The sequence below is a fragment of the Amycolatopsis anabasis genome (assembly GCF_009765355.1).
GTDB classification, from domain to species: Bacteria; Actinomycetota; Actinomycetes; order Mycobacteriales; family Pseudonocardiaceae; genus Amycolatopsis; species Amycolatopsis anabasis.
In genome coordinates, this window is sequence record NZ_VTHK01000002.1 from 149,891 (window position 1) to 166,392 (window position 16,502).

12 protein-coding genes are annotated in these 16,502 nt (G+C 72.5%); 7 read left to right on the forward strand and 5 right to left on the reverse strand.

From position 1 onward, the window contains the following. Positions 1-13: 13 nt before the first annotated feature. Positions 14-3,118: an AfsR/SARP family transcriptional regulator gene (locus tag FXO23_RS02825; RefSeq protein WP_158880418.1), complete on the reverse strand. Its 3,105-nt coding sequence runs from the start codon at positions 3,116-3,118 to the stop codon at positions 14-16. Between the two features lie 205 nt (positions 3,119-3,323). Between FXO23_RS02825 and FXO23_RS02830 the strand changes: the two genes are divergently transcribed. Genes FXO23_RS02830 through FXO23_RS02840 form a run of 3 tightly spaced genes read left to right on the forward strand, consistent with a single transcriptional unit; the run spans position 3,324 to position 6,758 of the window. Next, a complete protein-coding gene (locus FXO23_RS02830) occupies positions 3,324-3,530 on the forward strand; it encodes a heavy-metal-associated domain-containing protein (RefSeq protein WP_158880420.1) in 207 nt (68 codons plus the stop codon). Between the two features lie 2 nt (positions 3,531-3,532). Continuing rightward, entirely contained in the window at positions 3,533-4,477 is a 945-nt protein-coding gene (locus tag FXO23_RS02835; RefSeq protein ID WP_158880422.1) for a hypothetical protein, read from the forward strand. 19 nt (positions 4,478-4,496) lie between these two features. Next, on the forward strand, positions 4,497-6,758 hold the full coding sequence (locus tag FXO23_RS02840; protein ID WP_158880424.1) for a heavy metal translocating P-type ATPase: 2,262 nt from the start codon (positions 4,497-4,499) through the stop codon (positions 6,756-6,758). A 69-nt stretch (positions 6,759-6,827) separates the two neighbouring features. Here FXO23_RS02840 and FXO23_RS02845 read toward each other — a convergent pair whose 3' ends face one another. Then, positions 6,828-7,667, reverse strand: coding sequence for an NAD(P)H-binding protein (locus FXO23_RS02845; protein WP_158880426.1), 840 nt, complete (start codon positions 7,665-7,667; stop codon positions 6,828-6,830). Positions 7,668-7,766: 99 nt separating this feature from the next. Between FXO23_RS02845 and FXO23_RS02850 the strand changes: the two genes are divergently transcribed. The 4 genes from FXO23_RS02850 (at position 7,767) to FXO23_RS02865 (ending at position 12,665) form a co-directional block, all read left to right on the forward strand. Further along, positions 7,767-8,540, forward strand: coding sequence for a TetR/AcrR family transcriptional regulator C-terminal domain-containing protein (locus FXO23_RS02850; protein ID WP_158880428.1), 774 nt, complete (start codon positions 7,767-7,769; stop codon positions 8,538-8,540). Positions 8,541-8,635: 95 nt separating this feature from the next. After that, positions 8,636-10,663: a hydantoinase/oxoprolinase family protein gene (locus FXO23_RS02855; RefSeq protein ID WP_158880430.1), complete on the forward strand. Its 2,028-nt coding sequence runs from the start codon at positions 8,636-8,638 to the stop codon at positions 10,661-10,663. A 38-nt stretch (positions 10,664-10,701) separates the two neighbouring features. Continuing rightward, a complete protein-coding gene (locus FXO23_RS02860; protein ID WP_158880432.1) occupies positions 10,702-12,339 on the forward strand; it encodes a hydantoinase B/oxoprolinase family protein in 1,638 nt (545 codons plus the stop codon). Beyond that, positions 12,336-12,665, forward strand: a complete 330-nt coding sequence (locus tag FXO23_RS02865) for a hypothetical protein (protein ID WP_158880434.1) — start codon at positions 12,336-12,338, stop codon at positions 12,663-12,665. The genes FXO23_RS02860 and FXO23_RS02865 overlap by 4 nt, the downstream gene beginning before the upstream one ends. 275 nt (positions 12,666-12,940) lie before the next feature. On the opposite strand, the gene FXO23_RS02870 is transcribed toward FXO23_RS02865, so the two are convergent. From FXO23_RS02870 to FXO23_RS02880, 3 genes are read right to left on the reverse strand one after another with little or no spacing between them, the layout of a single operon-like run. Continuing rightward, on the reverse strand, positions 12,941-14,296 hold the full coding sequence (locus tag FXO23_RS02870) for a PucR family transcriptional regulator (RefSeq protein WP_158880436.1): 1,356 nt from the start codon (positions 14,294-14,296) through the stop codon (positions 12,941-12,943). Next, positions 14,293-15,294: a DUF917 domain-containing protein gene (locus FXO23_RS02875; protein WP_158880438.1), complete on the reverse strand. Its 1,002-nt coding sequence runs from the start codon at positions 15,292-15,294 to the stop codon at positions 14,293-14,295. Before FXO23_RS02875 ends, FXO23_RS02870 begins: the two co-directional genes overlap by 4 nt. Continuing rightward, positions 15,291-16,478 (reverse strand): hydantoinase/oxoprolinase N-terminal domain-containing protein, encoded by a 1,188-nt coding sequence (locus tag FXO23_RS02880; RefSeq protein WP_158880440.1) that lies wholly within the window; start codon positions 16,476-16,478, stop codon positions 15,291-15,293. Before FXO23_RS02880 ends, FXO23_RS02875 begins: the two co-directional genes overlap by 4 nt. Between the last annotated feature and the right edge of the window lie 24 nt (positions 16,479-16,502).

Here is a 16,502-nt window from a genome sequence, read left to right on the forward strand (position 1 = left end):
ATGCTTAATAAGCCTAGCTAGCGGGAAGGGCCTCGAGTCTTCGGCGGATCTCCTCGACCCGGGGGACACCGAGTTCGGTGTACAGCGCGAGGGCGTGCCGCCAGTGGTCGCGCGCCTGCTCGGGCTGGCCGAGTGCCTGGCGGGCGCGGCCGAGACCGTCTAGGGCGCGGGCTTGTTCGCTGCGGTTGCGCGTGTCCTGCGCGAGCGAGCGGGCCTGGTCGTGCCACGCGATCGCCTCGCGCGGGTCCTGCGCCGCGGCCTCGCCCAGGCTGTTGAGCACCTCCGATTCCAGGAGGCGGTCGCCGGTGTCCCGGGCGATGTCCAGCGCTTGGCGCAGCCGGGGCTGCGCGTCGCCGGGGCGGTCGAGCCGGACGTAGGTGTTGGCGAGGTTGGTGATCGCGTAGCACTCCAGGGTGCGGTCGCCGGTGTCGCGCGCGATCGCGGCCGCGGTTTCCAGATGTGCCAGCGCCTCGTCGTAGCGGCCGATCTGGCAGTGCACGATCCCGAGGCTGTCCAGCACATAGCCTTCGAGCGTGCGGTTGCGGATCTCGCGCGCGATGCCGAGGGTGCGTTCGAGGTGGGTCCGGGCGTCGGTGTGGCGGTCCTGGCGGATGCAGATGTTGGCCAGGTTGTTCAGGGTGAAGCCCTCGAGGGTGCGGTCGCCGGTGTCCCGGGCGAGCGCGGACGCCTCCTGGTAGTGCGCGCAGGCCTTGTCGTATTCGCCGACGTGCTGCCAGCCGAGGCCGAGGTTGTTGAGCGCGTACCCGGCCACCGCGCGGTTGCCGATCTCCCGCGCCACGGCGAGCGCCTTCTCCCCGTGCCGGAGCGCGTCCTGGTGCCGCCCCAACTGGCGGCAGACGATGGCGAGGTTGATCAGCGCGTAGCCCTCGAGCGCGTGGTCGCCGGTCTCGGCGGCCACGGCCTGGGCCCCCTCGACGTGCGGCAGCGCCTCCCGGTACCGGTCGAGTTGCCGGTAGACGATCCCGAGGTTGTGCAGCGCATGCCCTTCCAGCGTGCGGTCGCCGGCGTCCCGGGCCGCGTTGAGAGCGTAGGTGTGCAGGGTGAGGGCGTCGTCGTAGTGGCCGCGCAGATCGAGGTAACGCCACAACGTGGTGGACAGGTGTCCGGTGTGGACGGGCCAGTCCCGCCGCGCGGCGTGGGCTGCGGCGAGCAGGTTGGCGCGCTCGGTCTCCAGCCACGCCAGGGCCTGGTCGTAACCGGTGAACGCGGGCACCGGCGTGTCCGGGGCGGGGATCCGCGGGCGCCGGTCCCGTTCGTAGGGGGCGATGACGTCCATGGCCGCCGAGGCCGTGTACCGGTAGTGGTCGAACACGCGGGTCAGCGCGGCGTGCCGGTCCTCGGCGGTGTCGGTGCTCTCGGCGAGTTCGGTGGCGTAGGCGCGCAACAGGTCGTGCGGCTGGTAGCGCCCGACTCCGGGCTGCTCGAGCAGGTGGACGTCGACCAGGTCCTCGAGGGCGCGCTCGGCCTCGGCGAGCGGGAGACCGGTGGCCGCCGCGGCGAGGTAGGCGTCGAAATCGGTGCCCGGATACAGGCCCAGCAGCCGGAACAGCCGCTGCCGGGCGGGATCGAGGTGCCGGTAGGACAGGTCGAACGCGGCGGCGACGCTCCGGTCGCCGACCGCGAACTCCCGCAGCCGCCGCTGCGCCTGGCGGAGCCGGTCGGCGAGGTGGGCCACGGTCCAGGCCGGGCGGGCGCGCAACCGGGCGGCGGCGATGCGCAGTGCCAGCGGCAGGCGCCCGCACAGCCGCGCCACCTCCGCGGTCGCGGCCGGTTCGGCCGCCGCGCGGTCGTCCCCGGCGGCGCGGGCGAACAGCGCGATCGCCTCGGCTTCCGGGAGCAGGCCCAACGAGACGGTCCGGACGGATTCGAGATCGGACAGCCGGTGGCGGCTGGTGATGAGCACCAGGCAGCCGGGGTTGCCCGGGAGCAGCGGCCGGACCTGGGCGGCGGTGGCGGCGTTGTCCAGGATCACCAGGGTCCGGCGGTTCGCGAGCTCGGCCCGCCACAGCCCGGCGCGTTCCTGCAGCCCGCTGGGGATCCGGTCGGCGGGCACGTGCAGCATGCGCAGCAGGGTGTCCAGCGCGGCCGCGGGATCGGTCGGTTCGTGGCCCGCGGTGTGCGCGTGCAGATCGAGGAACAACTGAGCGTCGGGGTATTCGTCGCGCAGCCGGTGCGCGGTGCGCAGCGCGAGCGCGGTCTTGCCGACCCCGGCCATCCCGTCGATCGCGTGGACGGCCACCGCCTGATCGTCCACAGTAGACGGTTCGAGCAGGTGCTCCAGTTCGGTGTCGCGGCCGGTGAAGTCGTCGACGTCCCGGGGCAGCGAGTGCGGGCCCGGGGCCGCCGCCGGTCGCGGGGCGTCGAGGTCGGCCGCGCCGGTCAGGATCTGCTGGTGCAGCCGCCGCAGCGGCGGGCTGGGATCGGCGCCGAGTTCCTCGGCGAGCCGCTGGCGGGTGCGCTGGTAGTACTCGAGGGCCTCGGCCTGGCGCCCGCCCCGGTACAGCGCCAGCATGAACTGGCCGGCGAGCCGCTCGTCCAGCGGATGCGCGGCGGCGTGCGCGGACAGGCCCTCGAGCAGCCTGGCGTGCCGACCCGAACGCAGTTGCACGTCACCGCGGTCCAGTTCGGCGGCCAGGCGCTCCTTGGCCAGGAGATCGCGGACCTGGTTCAGCCATGGGGTGTCCAGGTGCGCGAAGGCGTCACCCCGCCACAGCCGCAACGCCTCGTCGTACAGTTCGAGCGCGCGGTCGTCGTCGGCCGAGCGGGCCCGCGCCACCAGGTCGCGGAACCGGTACAGGTCGACCGTCCGCGGGTCGGCGGTGAGCACATACCCCGCCTGGGTACGGATGATCGACACCTCCGGCGCCGGTTCCAGCACCTGCCGGAGCCGGGACAGATACCCATAGAGGGTATTGCGGGCGCGGTGCGGGAGCCGCCCGCCCCATACCCGGTCGGCCAGCTGGTCCAGGGAAACCGCGGTGTTGAGCTCGGCCAGCAGCGCCGCCAGCACGCACCTGCGCCGCGCCGGGCCGATGTCCACGGCCGTCCCGTCGATGCGGACTTCGATGTCGCCGAGCACATCGAACTCCACCGCCATGTCGCCCCCTGGGTGGTACCCCGTCCTGTGCCCGGCGTAACGGCTCCCACCAGCCGATACAAGAGCCGCGCAAGATTTGCACACGATCGTACGGTGCCCGCTCCGGCACCCCGCGCCCGCTCGGTCCGGGGCCCCGATCACCTTGACAGATACCCTGCGGGGGTATTGTATGAAGGGAAGATCACCGGGAGCTAAGGAGGCGCAGATGACGACCAGCACCTTCGAGGTACAGGGCATGACCTGTGCGCACTGCGTCGGCGCGGTCAAGGAGGAGGTCGCCCGGGTGGACGGCGTCACCGAAGTCGGGGTCGACCTGCCCGCGGGGCAGGTGACGGTGACCAGCGCGGGCCCGGTGGACCCGGGTGCCGTCCGCGCCGCGGTCGAAGAGGCCGGCTACCAGGTGGTGGGCTGACCGTGCACACGGCCGCCAAACTGGGCGCCTTCGCATTGGTGGCGGCCGGGGTGTTCGCGAGTGCCTACGGGGTCGGCCGGGTGGTCGGCCCCGTGGACACCGCCACCTCCGCCGCTCCGGCGAGCGAGCACTCGGGCGACGGCCACGCGGCCGAGGCGCCGCCCGCGCAACCGGGTGGCCTGCTGGTCGCCGATCAGGGCCTGACGTTCAAGGTGCTCACCGCGGATCTCGCGGCCGGGGCGCCGGGGGACTTCGCGTTCCAGATCCTGGGCCCGGACGGCAAACCGGTCACCGCCTACCGGCCGACGCACGACAAGCTGATGCACCTGATCGTCGCCCGGCGCGATCTGTCCGGTTTCCGGCACGTGCACCCGGAACTCGGCCCGGACGGCACCTGGCGGGTGCCGCTGAGCTTCGCCGAGGCGGGGGAGTACCGGGCCTTCGCGGACTTCCTGCCCGAGACCACGGGTCAGGCCATCACCCTGGGCGCCGACGTTTCGGTGGCCGGGGACTACCGGCCGAAACCGCTGCCGGAAGCATCGGCCACCGCGAACGTCGACGGGTACGCGGTCACGCTCAACGGCGGCCTCACCGCGGGGAAGACGAGCAAGCTCATGCTGACCGTGAGCCGGAACGGCGTCCCGGTCACCGATCTGCAGCCGTATCTGGGGGCCTACGGTCATCTGGTGGCTTTGCGGCAGGGCGATCTCGCCTACTTGCACGTCCATCCCGAGGGGGCGCCCGGGGACGGGAAGACCGCGCCGGGGCCGCGGATCGTGTTCTACGCCGAGGTTCCCTCCGCCGGGGATTACCGGCTGTACCTGGATTTCCAGCACAACGGGGTGGTCCGGACCGCCGAGTTCACCGTGCACGCGGTCCCGCCCGTCCGGACAGCCGCGCCGCCACCGCCGGCGGCGCCCGCGGACGGCCACGGCCACAGTCATTGAGAGAGCACGAGGAGAGCCGATGACTTCGATCACCGAGAAACCGGCCGGGACCGGTCAGGTCGAGCTGGTGATCGGCGGGATGACCTGCGCTTCCTGCGCCAACCGGGTCGAGAAGCGCCTCAACAAGCTCGACGGCGTCGAGGCGACCGTGAACTACGCGACCGAGAAGGCGAAGGTCCGCTTCCCGGACACCGTCTCCCCGGAGGACCTGGTCGCGGCCGTGGAACAGGCCGGGTACACCGCGGCCCTGCCCGAGCCGGAACCGGAGGCCGAGGAAGCCGCCGGGCCCGCCGACGAACTGCGCGGGCCGCGCACCCGGTTGCTGGTGTCCGCGGCGCTGTCCGTGCCGGTGATCGCGCTGGCGATGATCCCCGTGCTGCAGTTCGACTACTGGCAATGGGCTTCGCTGACGCTGGCCGCGCCGGTGGTGGTGTGGGGCGCGCTGCCGTTCCACCGGGCCGCGTGGGCCAACCTGCGGCACGGCTCGGCCACCATGGACACGCTGGTGTCGATGGGCACGCTGGCCGCGTTCGCGTGGTCGCTTTACGCGTTGTTCTTCGGCACCGCGGGCACGCCGGGGATGGTCCACCCGTTCCGGCTGACCGTCGAGCGGATGGCCGGGGACGGCAACATCTACCTCGAGGTGGCCGCCGGGGTCACCACGTTCATCCTGGCCGGGCGGTTCTTCGAGGCGCGGTCGAAGCGCCGCGCGGGCGCGGCCCTGCGCGGGCTGCTCGAACTCGGCGCCAAGGACGTGGCGGTGCTGCGCGACGGCCGCGAGACCCGGATCCCGATCGGGCAGCTCGCCCCCGGTGCCGCGTTCGTGGTGCGGCCCGGCGAGAAGATCGCGACCGACGGCGTGGTCGAGGAGGGTTCCTCGGCGGTCGACGCGAGCATGCTCACCGGCGAATCGGTGCCGGTCGAGGTGGCCGCGGGCGACGCCGTGGTCGGCGCGACGCTGAACGTCGGCGGGCGGCTCGTCGTGCGGGCCACCCGGGTCGGCGCGGACACCCAGCTCGCGCAGATGGCCCGGCTCGTCGAGGAGGCGCAGACCGGCAAGGCGGAGGTCCAGCGGCTCGCCGACCGGATCTCCGGGGTGTTCGTGCCGATCGTGCTGTGCCTGGCGCTGGCCACCCTCGGCTTCTGGCTGGGGACCGGTGGCGCGGTCGCGGCGGCGTTCACGGCCGCGGTGGCGGTGCTGATCATCGCCTGCCCGTGCGCGCTCGGCCTGGCGACGCCGACGGCGTTGCTGGTCGGCACCGGTCGCGGCGCCCAGCTCGGCATCCTGATCAAGGGACCGGAGGTGCTGGAGTCCACCCGCCGGGTCGACACCGTGGTGCTGGACAAGACCGGGACGGTGACCACCGGGCGGATGTCCCTTGTGGACAGTGCGGTGGCGGACGGCGTCGACGCGGACGAACTGCTGCGGCTCGCGGGTGCGCTCGAGGACGCCTCGGAACACCCGATCGCACGGGCGATCGCCGCCGGGGCGCGGGAAAAGGTCGGCGAACTCCCCGCGGTCGAGGAGTTCGCCAACATCGAAGGGCTCGGCGTGCGCGGTGTCGTCGACGGGCGCGCGGTGCTGGTGGGGCGGCCGAAGTTGCTGGCCGACTGGTCGCAGGAAATCCCCGCCGCCCTGGAACCCGCGGTGGCCGACGCCGCCGCGGCGGGCCGGACCGCGGTCGCGGTGAGCTGGGACGGCGAGGTGCGCGGGGTACTCGTGGTCGCCGACGTGGTCAAGCCGACCAGCGCCCAGGCGGTCCGGCAACTGACCGAACTCGGCCTGGAACCGGTGCTGCTGACCGGGGACGGCGAGGCGGTCGCCCGGTCGGTCGCGGCCGAGGTGGGCATCTCGGAGGTCGTCGCCGAGGTGCTGCCGAAGGACAAGGTCGACGTGGTCAAACGCCTGCAGGGCGAGGGCCGGGTGGTGGCCATGGTCGGCGACGGGATCAACGACGCGGCCGCGCTCGCCCGGGCGGATCTCGGGCTGGCCATGGGCACCGGCACCGATGTGGCGATCGAGGCGAGCGACGTGACCCTGGTCCGCGGCGACCTCCGGGTGGCCGCCGACGCGATCCGCCTGTCCCGCCGGACCCTGCGCACGATCAAGGGCAACCTGTTCTGGGCGTTCGCCTACAACGTGGCCGCCCTGCCGCTGGCCGCGGCGGGCCTGCTGAACCCGATGATCGCGGGCGCCGCGATGGCGGTCAGCTCGGTGTTCGTGGTGACCAACAGCCTCCGCCTGCGCGGCTTCAAACCCCTCACCGGCAACGGGTCGTGAGTGTTTGGACCGGTTCCAACCGGCCCAAACACTCACGACACCCCCAGAAACGGCGCCCCTAAGCACTCATCACCGGAACCGGTCGGCGTTGCGTTCGGCCCATTGGGCGTAGGGCAGGGCGGCGCGGCCGGTGAGGCGTTCCACGGTGTCCTCCACTTCCTGCGGGTGTTCGGTCGCCTGAGCCCAGCCGTCGAGCAGCCACTCGATGACGTCGGCGGGCACCCCGTTCGCGCCCCAGGCTTCGTGGAACTGCTCCCGGGTCAGCTCCTCGAAGCGGATGTCCCGCCCGATCGCCCGCCCGATGGCCCGGACCTGCTCGAGCTGGCTGATCGCTTCGGGTCCGCTCATCGGGTACTTCTCCCCGGTGTGCTTGTCGTCGAGCAGCGCCACGGCGGCCACCGCCGCGATGTCGCCCAGATCGATCGGCGTCTGCGCCGCGTGCGGGTACGGCGCGCGGACGACGCCCTCCGTGCGAATCGACTCCGCCCAGTCGAGGGTGTTGTTCATGAACGCGCCGGGCCGCAGGTGGGTCCAGTCGAATCCGGCTTCCTCGACCGTTTTCTCGACCAGGTAGTAGTGCCACTGGCTCGGGTCCTGCGCCGCCTCCTCGTCGGCGAGCAGACCGGACAGCGTCACCACCCGCCGGACCCCCGCCTGCTTGGCCAGATCGGCGAACTCGCCCACCTTCGCCGGGAGCGGGGCGAGGTAGACCGTGTCCACTCCCGCCAGCGCGGCCGGGAGCGACGACGGGCGGCCGAGGTAACCGGTGACCACCTCGACCTCCGCGGGCAGCGCCGCCTTCTCCGGGTTGTTGGTCAATGCCCGGACGTTCCGCGCTCCCGCCCGCACCAGTTCGTCGACCACCAGCCGGCCCACGCTGCCGGTCGCCCCGGTCACCAGGATCGTCATCGCGCCCCCCAGTTCTCGTACGCCTTACGGAAAAGTTTAGCGTACGTCATACGGGAATGTAGGATCCGGGTCGTCGGTGATCGCGGACCAGGGAGAGACATGGCGCTTGAGCACAGCGGCGGCAGCGACCCCGACCGGATCCTCGCCCTGCTCTGGCGGCACGAACGCAAAACCGGGGACGCGAAGCGCCCGCTCGGCCGCAAACCGATCCTGACCGTGGACGCCGTGGTCGCCGCCGCGACCGCACTGGCCGACGCCGAGGGCCTGCCCGCCATGTCGATGAGCCGGGTCGCCAAATCGCTCGGCGTGGGCACCATGACGCTCTACACCTACATCGAGTCCAAGGCCGAACTGATCGATCTGATGGTCGACGCGGCACTCGGCGAACGCGACTTCCCCGCCCCCGGCGAGCCCCGCCCGCGCGGCTGGCGAGCGCAGGTCGAACTGTTCGCGGAGCGCACGCGCGCGGTGTACCGCCGTCACCCGTGGCTGCGCCAGGTCTCCACCATCCGCCCCCCGCTCGGCCCCGGCCTGCTGGCCGGTTCCGAGTACCTGATCTCCGCGCTGTCCGGAACCGGCCTGGCGCCCCGGAAGTCCAGCGCGGCCGCCAACGCGATCAACGCCTTCGTCGGCGCGATGGTCAGCTACGAGGTGGAGAGCGAACAGGTCGAACGCGCCAGCGGGAAGTCGCACGACGCCTGGTGGGCGGAGCGTTCGGTGTTCTGGGACGAGTACTTCGACCAGGCGCGGTACCCGTCGATCGTCGACGTCTGGAGCCGCGGCGGCTACGACTACGAGGACGTGGTCGTCGACGTGTACGAATTCGGCTTCCGCCGCCTGCTCGACGGCATCCAGGCCATGATCGACGACTGAAATGACACGTGATGTGCGAAGTGCCCCCTTGATGCGCGGACGCCGTGCGCTCTGCACAGAAACGCGCACCCTGCCGCGAGGTACCTTTCGCGATTATGACGAGTCGGGTCGCGATGGACGTCGGGGGCACTTTCACCGACGTCGTCCGTTACGACGAGGAGACCGGGGAGCTCGTCGCCGCCAAGGCGCCGACCACGCCCGGTGACCTCGCCGAGGGCGTGTTCGCCGCGCTGGACCGCGTGCTCGACGACGCCGGCGAGATCTCCTTCTTCGTGCACGGCACCACGCAGGGACTCAACGCGCTGCTGGAACGCAAGGGCTCCCGCGTTCTGCTGCTCGCCTCCCGCGGCGCCCGGGACGTCTACCACATCGCCCGCGGCAACCGGGATCGCCTGTTCGACCTGAAATACCGCAAACCCGAGCCGCTCGTGCCCCGGTCGGACGTCGCCGAGGTGGGCGGCCGCCTGGACTGGCGCGGGACGGAAACCGAGCAACTCGACGAGGCCGCGGTGCGCGCCGCCGCCCGCCGGGTGCGGGCCGAAGGTTTCGACGCGGTCGCGGTGTGCCTGCTGTTCAGCTACCTCAACCCGGCGCACGAACTGCGCACCGGGCAGATCCTGGCCGAGGAACTCGGCGAGGACGTCATGATCGTGCTCTCGCACCGGGTCGCGCGGGAATGGCGCGAATACGAGCGCACCTGCTCGACCGTGCTGGAGGCGTACACCGGGCCGGTCGTGCGCCGCCACCTCGCGCGGATCGAGGACCGCTTCGCCGAACGCGGGCTGCGGGTCCCGGTGCACGTGATGCAGTCCTCCGGCGGGCTGGTCAACGCGTCCTTCGCGCGGGAACACCCGCTGCAGACGCTGCTGTCCGGCCCGGTCGGCGGCACCATGGGCGGGGTGGCCGCGGCGCGGCTGCTCGGCCGCCCCAACGCGATCTGCATCGACATGGGCGGCACCTCGTTCGACGTGTCGCTGGTGATCGACGGCAAACCGGACGTGGCGGTCGAGGCGAAGATCGAGGGCTTCCCGATCCTGCTGCCGATCGTCAACCTGCACACCATCGGCGCGGGCGGCGGTTCGCTGGCCTACACCGAGGCCGAGGCGTTGCGGGTGGGGCCGGAATCGGCCGGGGCCGTGCCCGGGCCCGCGTGCTACGGCCGCGGCGGCACCCAGGCCACGGTGACCGACGCCAACCTCGTGCTGGGCCGGGTGGATCCGGACGGATTCGCCGGGGGCTCGCTCGATCTGGACACCGAGGCCGCGCACCGCGCGGTCGCCGGGCTGGCCGGGCAGCTGTCGATGGCCCCGGCCGAGCTCGCCGAGGGCATCTGCCGGGTCGCCAACGCCAAGATGGCGCAGGCGATCCGCACGCTGACCGTCGAGCACGGCATCGAGCCCCGGGAGTTCGCGCTCATCGCCTTCGGCGGCGCGGGCCCCATGCACGCGGCGGCCATCGCCGCCGAACTGGACATCGGTGAGGTCGCAGTGCCTCGATTTCCCGGCGCGTTCAGCGCGTGGGGAATGCTCGAGGCCGACGTGCGGCGCGACCTCACCGATCCTTTCTTCCGCACGCAGGACGAGTTCGACGGCGAGGCCATGTCCGAAGCGCTCGACGCGCTGGAGATCCAGGTCATCGGCGCGCTGACCGAGCAGGGGATCCCGGCGAGCCGCCGCCGCGTGACCCATGCGGTCGACATGCGTTATTCCGGGCAGGACTACACCCTCACCGTCGACCTGCTCAACGCGCACGAACCGGAGGCACCGGCTTTCTTGTCCGATATCGCGAAACGGTTCGCCGAAGCGCATGAGCGCCGGTACGGCCATTCCAGCCCGGAGACCCCGGTCGAGTTCGTGACGCTGCGGACCACCGGGCTCGGCACCATGCCCAAACGGTCCGCCCGGCACACCCCGCGGCCCGGCGCCGACCCGGTCGTGCGGCCGGTCGTGTTCGACGGCCGCACCTACCAGACCCCGGTGCTGTGGCGGGATTCCCTGGACGCGGAGGTGCCCGGCCCGGCGATCATCGTCGAGGACACCGCCACCACGGTCGTCCCGCCCGGCTCCCGGTGCACGGTGGACGCCCACGGCTTCCTGCTGATCAAGGCGGGTGACGCCGCGTGAGTCACCCTGAGCCAGAAGTCGCGGAAGGTCACAGCCGCGTGATCGACCCGGTCACCACGGAGATCATCCGGTGCGCCCTGGTGCAGGCCGCCGAGGACATGAACACCACGCTGATCCGGTCGGCGTACACCTCGGTCATCTACGAGGCCAAGGACTGCGCGGTCGCCCTGCTCGACCACGAACACAACGTGCTCGGCCAGTCGTCCGGGCTGCCGATCTTCCTCGGCAACCTCGAGGAGTGCACCCGCGCCACCGAACGCATCCACGGGCGGGACGTGTGGCAGCCCGGGGACATCTGGGTGCTCAACGACTCCTACATCGGCGGCACGCACCTCAACGACGTCACCGTGTACGCGCCGATCTTCGTGGGCGGCGCCCTCGCCGGGTTCGCCGCCTCGCGGGCGCACTGGCTCGACGTGGGCGGCAAGGATCCCGGCGGATCGATGGACTCGACCACGATCTACCAGGAGGGCCTGCGGCTCGGACCGGTCAAGGTGTACGAGGGCGGCAAGCCCTGCCTGCCGATGCACGAGGTGATCGCCCGCAACGTCCGCTTCCCCGATCTGACGCTCGGCGACCTGCGGGCCCAGGTGGCCTGCGCCCGCACCGGGCAGCGCCGGCTCGCCGAGATCATCGAGCGGTGGGGGATCGGCGCCGTGCTCGCCGCGCGGGACGAGATCTTCGACCAGACCGAGCGGCTGGAACGCGCGCAGATCGCGGCCATCCCGGACGGCACCTACGAGGCGGCCGGGATGCTCGACAACGACGGCATCGACCTGGAACGCGCGTTGCCGATCATCGTCCGGATCGAGGTCCGCGGCGAGGAGATGACCATCGACCTGACCGACTGCGCCGACCAGGCGACCGGTCCGGTCAACTGCGGCGCGGCGCAGGCCATCGCGGCGTGCCGGGTGGGCTACAAGCTGCTGCTGTCCGGTTCGGTCCCGCTCAACGGCGGATCGTTCCGGCCCCTTTCCGTGCTGGTGCGCGAAGGTTCGATGCTCGGCGCGGTGGAACCGGCCGCCTGCCAGTACTACTACTCGCAGCTCGGCCTGGTGATCGATCTCGTGGTGAAGGCACTCGCCGAGGCCATGCCGGACCGGGTCGCGGCCGCCAGCTACGGCGACTCGATGATCGTGCAGATCACCGGCGAGGATCCGCGTTCGGGCAAGCTGTTCGTCTCCCAGGAGGCGACCGTCGGCGGCTGGGGCGCCTGGCTCGGCGGCGACGGCGAATCGTGCCTGATCAACAGCGTCAACGGCGCCCTGCGGGATATGCCCATCGAGGTGCTGGAGACGCTGTTTCCGTTGCAGGTCAACGAATACGCGGTCCGTCCGGATTCCGGCGGCGCCGGCCGCTGGCGCGGCGGGAACGGGGTGATCCGCGAATACCGGATCCTGGCGGACAGTTTTCTTTCCCTGTGGTTCGAGCGTTCGGTGACGCCGGCCTGGGGTTTGTTCGGCGGCACGGCCGGCGCGGGTCCGAAGGTCGTGCTGAACCCGGGGCGTCCCGGGGAATGCGAGTTGTTGAAGGTCAACGCGCTGCCCGTCACCCGAGGTGACGTGCTGCGCTGCGAAAGCGGCGGCGGGGGCGGTTTCGGCGACCCCGCCGAACGCGACGGGGAAGCCACGCGCGACGATCTGCGCGAGGGCATGATCACGGGGAGCCGGGTATGAACGCATACCGGATCGAGGAAGGGCTGCGCGCCCTGACGGCACGGGGATTCCGTTTTCAGCACATTCGTGACGACGACGGTCACATCTCGGCGGTGATCGGGTCGTACGGCTGGCGGGATTGCTACGACCGGATTCAGATCCACGGGGAGAACGACGCGGTGGCCGCGCGAGCGACGACCGATTCCCTGCCCGGCGAGGATGTGCTCTGGAGTTTCGAGGGCGATGTGCTGTCGGCGATCCAGGCGTTGCTGGAACTGCCGAGACCGGACGAACCCGGGGCCCCGCAGCTGGCCCGCCGCGGCAGCACCGCCCTCTGGCTGCCCTGAACCCCGGCCCGACGCGAGTTGCACACTCCCGCAAGCGAACTACACGTTCAGGCACGCGAACTACACGTTCGGACACGCGAGTTGCCCATTCGCGCACACGAGTCCGATATCTGAGACATACGCGCGCCCGGCCCGCGGCACCCACCCGAACGGGGATTTCGGTGGCGTGAGTGTGTATTTCGCGTGCCCGAGTGTGCAATTCGCTTCCCCGAGCGTGCAACTCGCGTGCCCGAGTGGGTAACTCGCGTGCCCGAGTGGGTAACTCGTGTGCTCGGTCAGGTTTCGTCGCGTAGCACCCGGCAGGCGATTTGCAGGGCCAGCCGTTGGGAGGGTTCGTCCACATCGAACCCGAGCGTGCGAATCCGATCCAGCCGCGCGGTCACCGTGTTCCGGTGCACGCCCAGGCGGTTCGCGGCTTCGGTCGGGGAGCCGCCGGTGTCCAGCACCGCGTCGAGCGTGCTCACCAGGCCCGCTTCGATCAGCGGCGCGAGCACCGTGCGGGCCGGGCCCGCCAGGCTTTCCGCGGGCAGCGCGGCCAGCAGCTGCGCCGGGCCGATCCGGTCGGCGCGGACCACGGTTCCCGCGCCCGCTCCGGCGGCGACCTGCGCGGCGGCCCGGGCCGATTCGATCGCCTCGCCCAGGCTCCGGGACTGTTCGGCCACCCCGCCCGCGCACGCGAGGTACGGCAGCTGGTGCCCCAGCGCGGTGGTCAGTTTCCGCGCGGTGTCACCGACTTCGTCCTCCCGCCAGCCGACCCAGCCGTCGCGGAACGGGATGAGCGGGCCGATCCGCCAGCCGCCGCGGGCCGGTTCGCCCGGGCCCAGCCGGTGCACGGCATACGCGGTCAGCCCGCCGCCGAGCGGCCAGCCCAGCGCGACCGCCTCCGCCCGGACCCGCTCGTCGTCCGGATCGGCGAGGAACCGGTCCAGCAGCACGGCCATCCCGGCCTCGTCGCGTTCGCTCGCCAGCCGGCGGGTCGCCGCCCAGCCGGTCAGCCCGGGCACCGCGAGCTCCAGCAGGCTGCGCACCAGATCCTCGGGCCGTTTGCGCCCGGTGGCCACCAGCACCGCGAGCCCGGGGATTTCCACCTGGGCAAGGGGTTTCCCGTCGGTGCGCCGCCCGGCGAGCACCCGGCCGGTCTCGTCCAGCAGCGCCACCGAGACCCCGGGCAGGGCCCCGTTGAGCACGCCGAGCACGCCGCGTGCGGACGGTCCGGCCGCCGCCAGGCGCTGGGCGACGTCGGCCACCCGTTCCGAACGGGCCGCGTCGGGGCGCGCCACCGCCGAGGCGATCCGCACGGCGGCGATCAGCGAGTCCTCCTCGACCACCACGAGCGGCACGCCGAGCCGGTCGGCGAGCGTCCCGGTGGATTCGGCGGTGACCGCCGAGGCCGGGGCCACCACGCACGCGGCCGCGTGTTCCCACGCCAGCCGCAGCGCCATCTCGACGGTCCACCCGCCCTGCGCGGCGGCGCCGGTCAGCACCACCGCGGTGCCCGGTTTGACCGAGTCGAGGACCTCGAGCCGATCGGCGATCCGCACGTCCAGCACCGGATCCTCGGCGGCGCCGATCACGTCGGCGTCGGACAGCTGCCCGCCGTGGACGAGTTCGGCGACGGTGATCGCGGTCATCGCGCGATTCCGAACGCTTCGAGGCCGCCGATCCGGTGGCCTTCCTCGGTGTGCCAGGCGGGCGCCGCGGGCAGCACCACCACGATCACCTCCATGCCGGCGGTAGCGGCGTCGATGTCGACCACCATGCCGTCGTCCACCGACAGCAGGCAGATCAGGTCCGGCACGCTCGCCGCGACGGCCCCGTCGGTGAGCGCGAGCACCACCTCGTTGTGCGCTTCCAGGCGCACCAGGCGTTCCAGGCCGCCCAGTTCGTGGATGACCACGCTGGCCGGGCGGGACGGCAGCCGCGGATGGCGCCGGGCCGAATGCTCGACGACCGCGATCCGGCCGCGGCACAGGGTACGCACCTCGCGTTGCGGGGGCGCGGGATCGAGCATCGCACTGAGCGTGCCGGGCACCAGCGTGGCGGCGAGCTCCTCGGTGGACATCGGGTAGCAGGCGGCCACCGCCCACCCGCCCTGCGCGAGCACCAGCGGCCGCACCAGATCCTCCACCCGGTGCGGGGCGGTGTCCACCAGGGCCACGTCCCCGAGCGAACTGGCCACCGCGAGCGGCGCCGGGGCGACCCCGCCGATCGCGAACGTGGTCTGCTCCAGCAACGGGAACACCCGCCCGGTGCCGTCCCCGTCGGCCAGCGGGACCCCGCACTGGGCCGCGGTGATCACCGCCAGCAGCGGGTTCTCCGCCGCGGCGTTGAGCGCGGCGACCGCGCCGATCGGTTTGCCCAGCCGGTTTTCCAGCGCCCGGACCGCGCGCAGCGGTTCGTCGCCGCGCGGCGGCTGCTCGCCGAGCGCCATGGTCGAGCCGACCACGGTGATCGCGCAGCACAGCCGGTCCGGGGGCAGGTCACCCGGCGGCCGCAAGGTCACCGGACCGCGTTCGTCGAGCACCGCGCGCGCGAAGTCGAGCATCGCGGCGAACGCGGAATCCCCGGCGCCGGGCGCGAATTCCAGCGCCCGGGAGGCCAGCCGGTCGAGCCCGTCCTGGTCGATCATGCGCGCCGCCCCTCGGCCTGGACGAACACCCGGTACACGCCGTCGGGCAGGTAGGAGATCGGGTTGCAGGCGGAGGTGACCACCCGCGCGGTGGCCGGATCGGCGCCCGCGCTGATCACCTTGGCCAGCGCCTCGCCCCGGGTGTCGTCGAGTTCCTGCCGCAGTTCCGCGTCGCCGATGGCGAGCACGATGCGTTCGACCTCCGCGGCGGGTTCGGCGGTCGCCGCGCCGATCGCCCCGGCCAGCGGCGCGTACGGCACCTGCCGCCAGCCCGGCAACGCGGGTGGCGCGTCCCCGACGGCGAGCGCGTTCGAATCGGGTTCCGGGGTGCCCAGGGCGCCGGGCGGGATCCGGCGCAGGACCGGCAGCGTGATGCTGAGCATCGCGCCGTCCGGGCCCGGGGCGTCCCGCACCTTGGGGCGTCCGGCGGCCACCTGGCCGATCCGCACCTCCTCGGCGCCGACGTCGGCGACCACCGCGTCGGACACCCCGGCCAGGCGCGCGGCGCCGCACAGCGTGGTGCCCGCGCGGGACGCGAACGCCACCAGCGGGAACCGCCGGAAGTAGTCCTCGGACACCAGCCCTTCGACGTTCCGGGCGAAGAACAGCCGGGTGTCGACCGCGCCGCGCAGCGTGTCCACGAGCAGATCGGCGGCCGGGCGCAGCGCCGCGTTGAGCGCCGCGCTGTTCTCCCGCTCCCGCAGCCCGACCCGGCCGAACTCGTAGGACAGCGTGACCTGGGCGCCCGGCACCTCGTTGGTGATGATCTCCGCCGCGGCCAGTTCGTGCTCCGGCCGCACCGGCGACCCCATGGCGGTCACCGCGAACGACGTCACGCCCGCGCGGTGCGCGAACTCGCGTACCGCGCGCGCGTCCAACTCGGCGAGCGGCTGGCCGGTCAGGGTGTGCCCGCCGGACACCACCTCCCGCACGTCGGCGCGCGGGGCCAGCGATTCGTGGCACGGCGGGCCGATGCGCAGCACGGCGGTCGGCGCCGGATCGGCCGTGCACAGATCGGTGGTCACGACGGCGGCCTCGAGTTCGGCGACCGGGAGGTTCCGCAGCGCGCCCTGGATCGCCGGGGCGACCCGCCCCCGGTCCGCGGCGGCCTCGGCGACGAGTTCGGCGTCGGCCATGACCGCGAGCTTGATGCCCGCTCGCCCGATGTCGATTCCGAGTCGCACATCGGGGGATTCTGCACCCTGGGG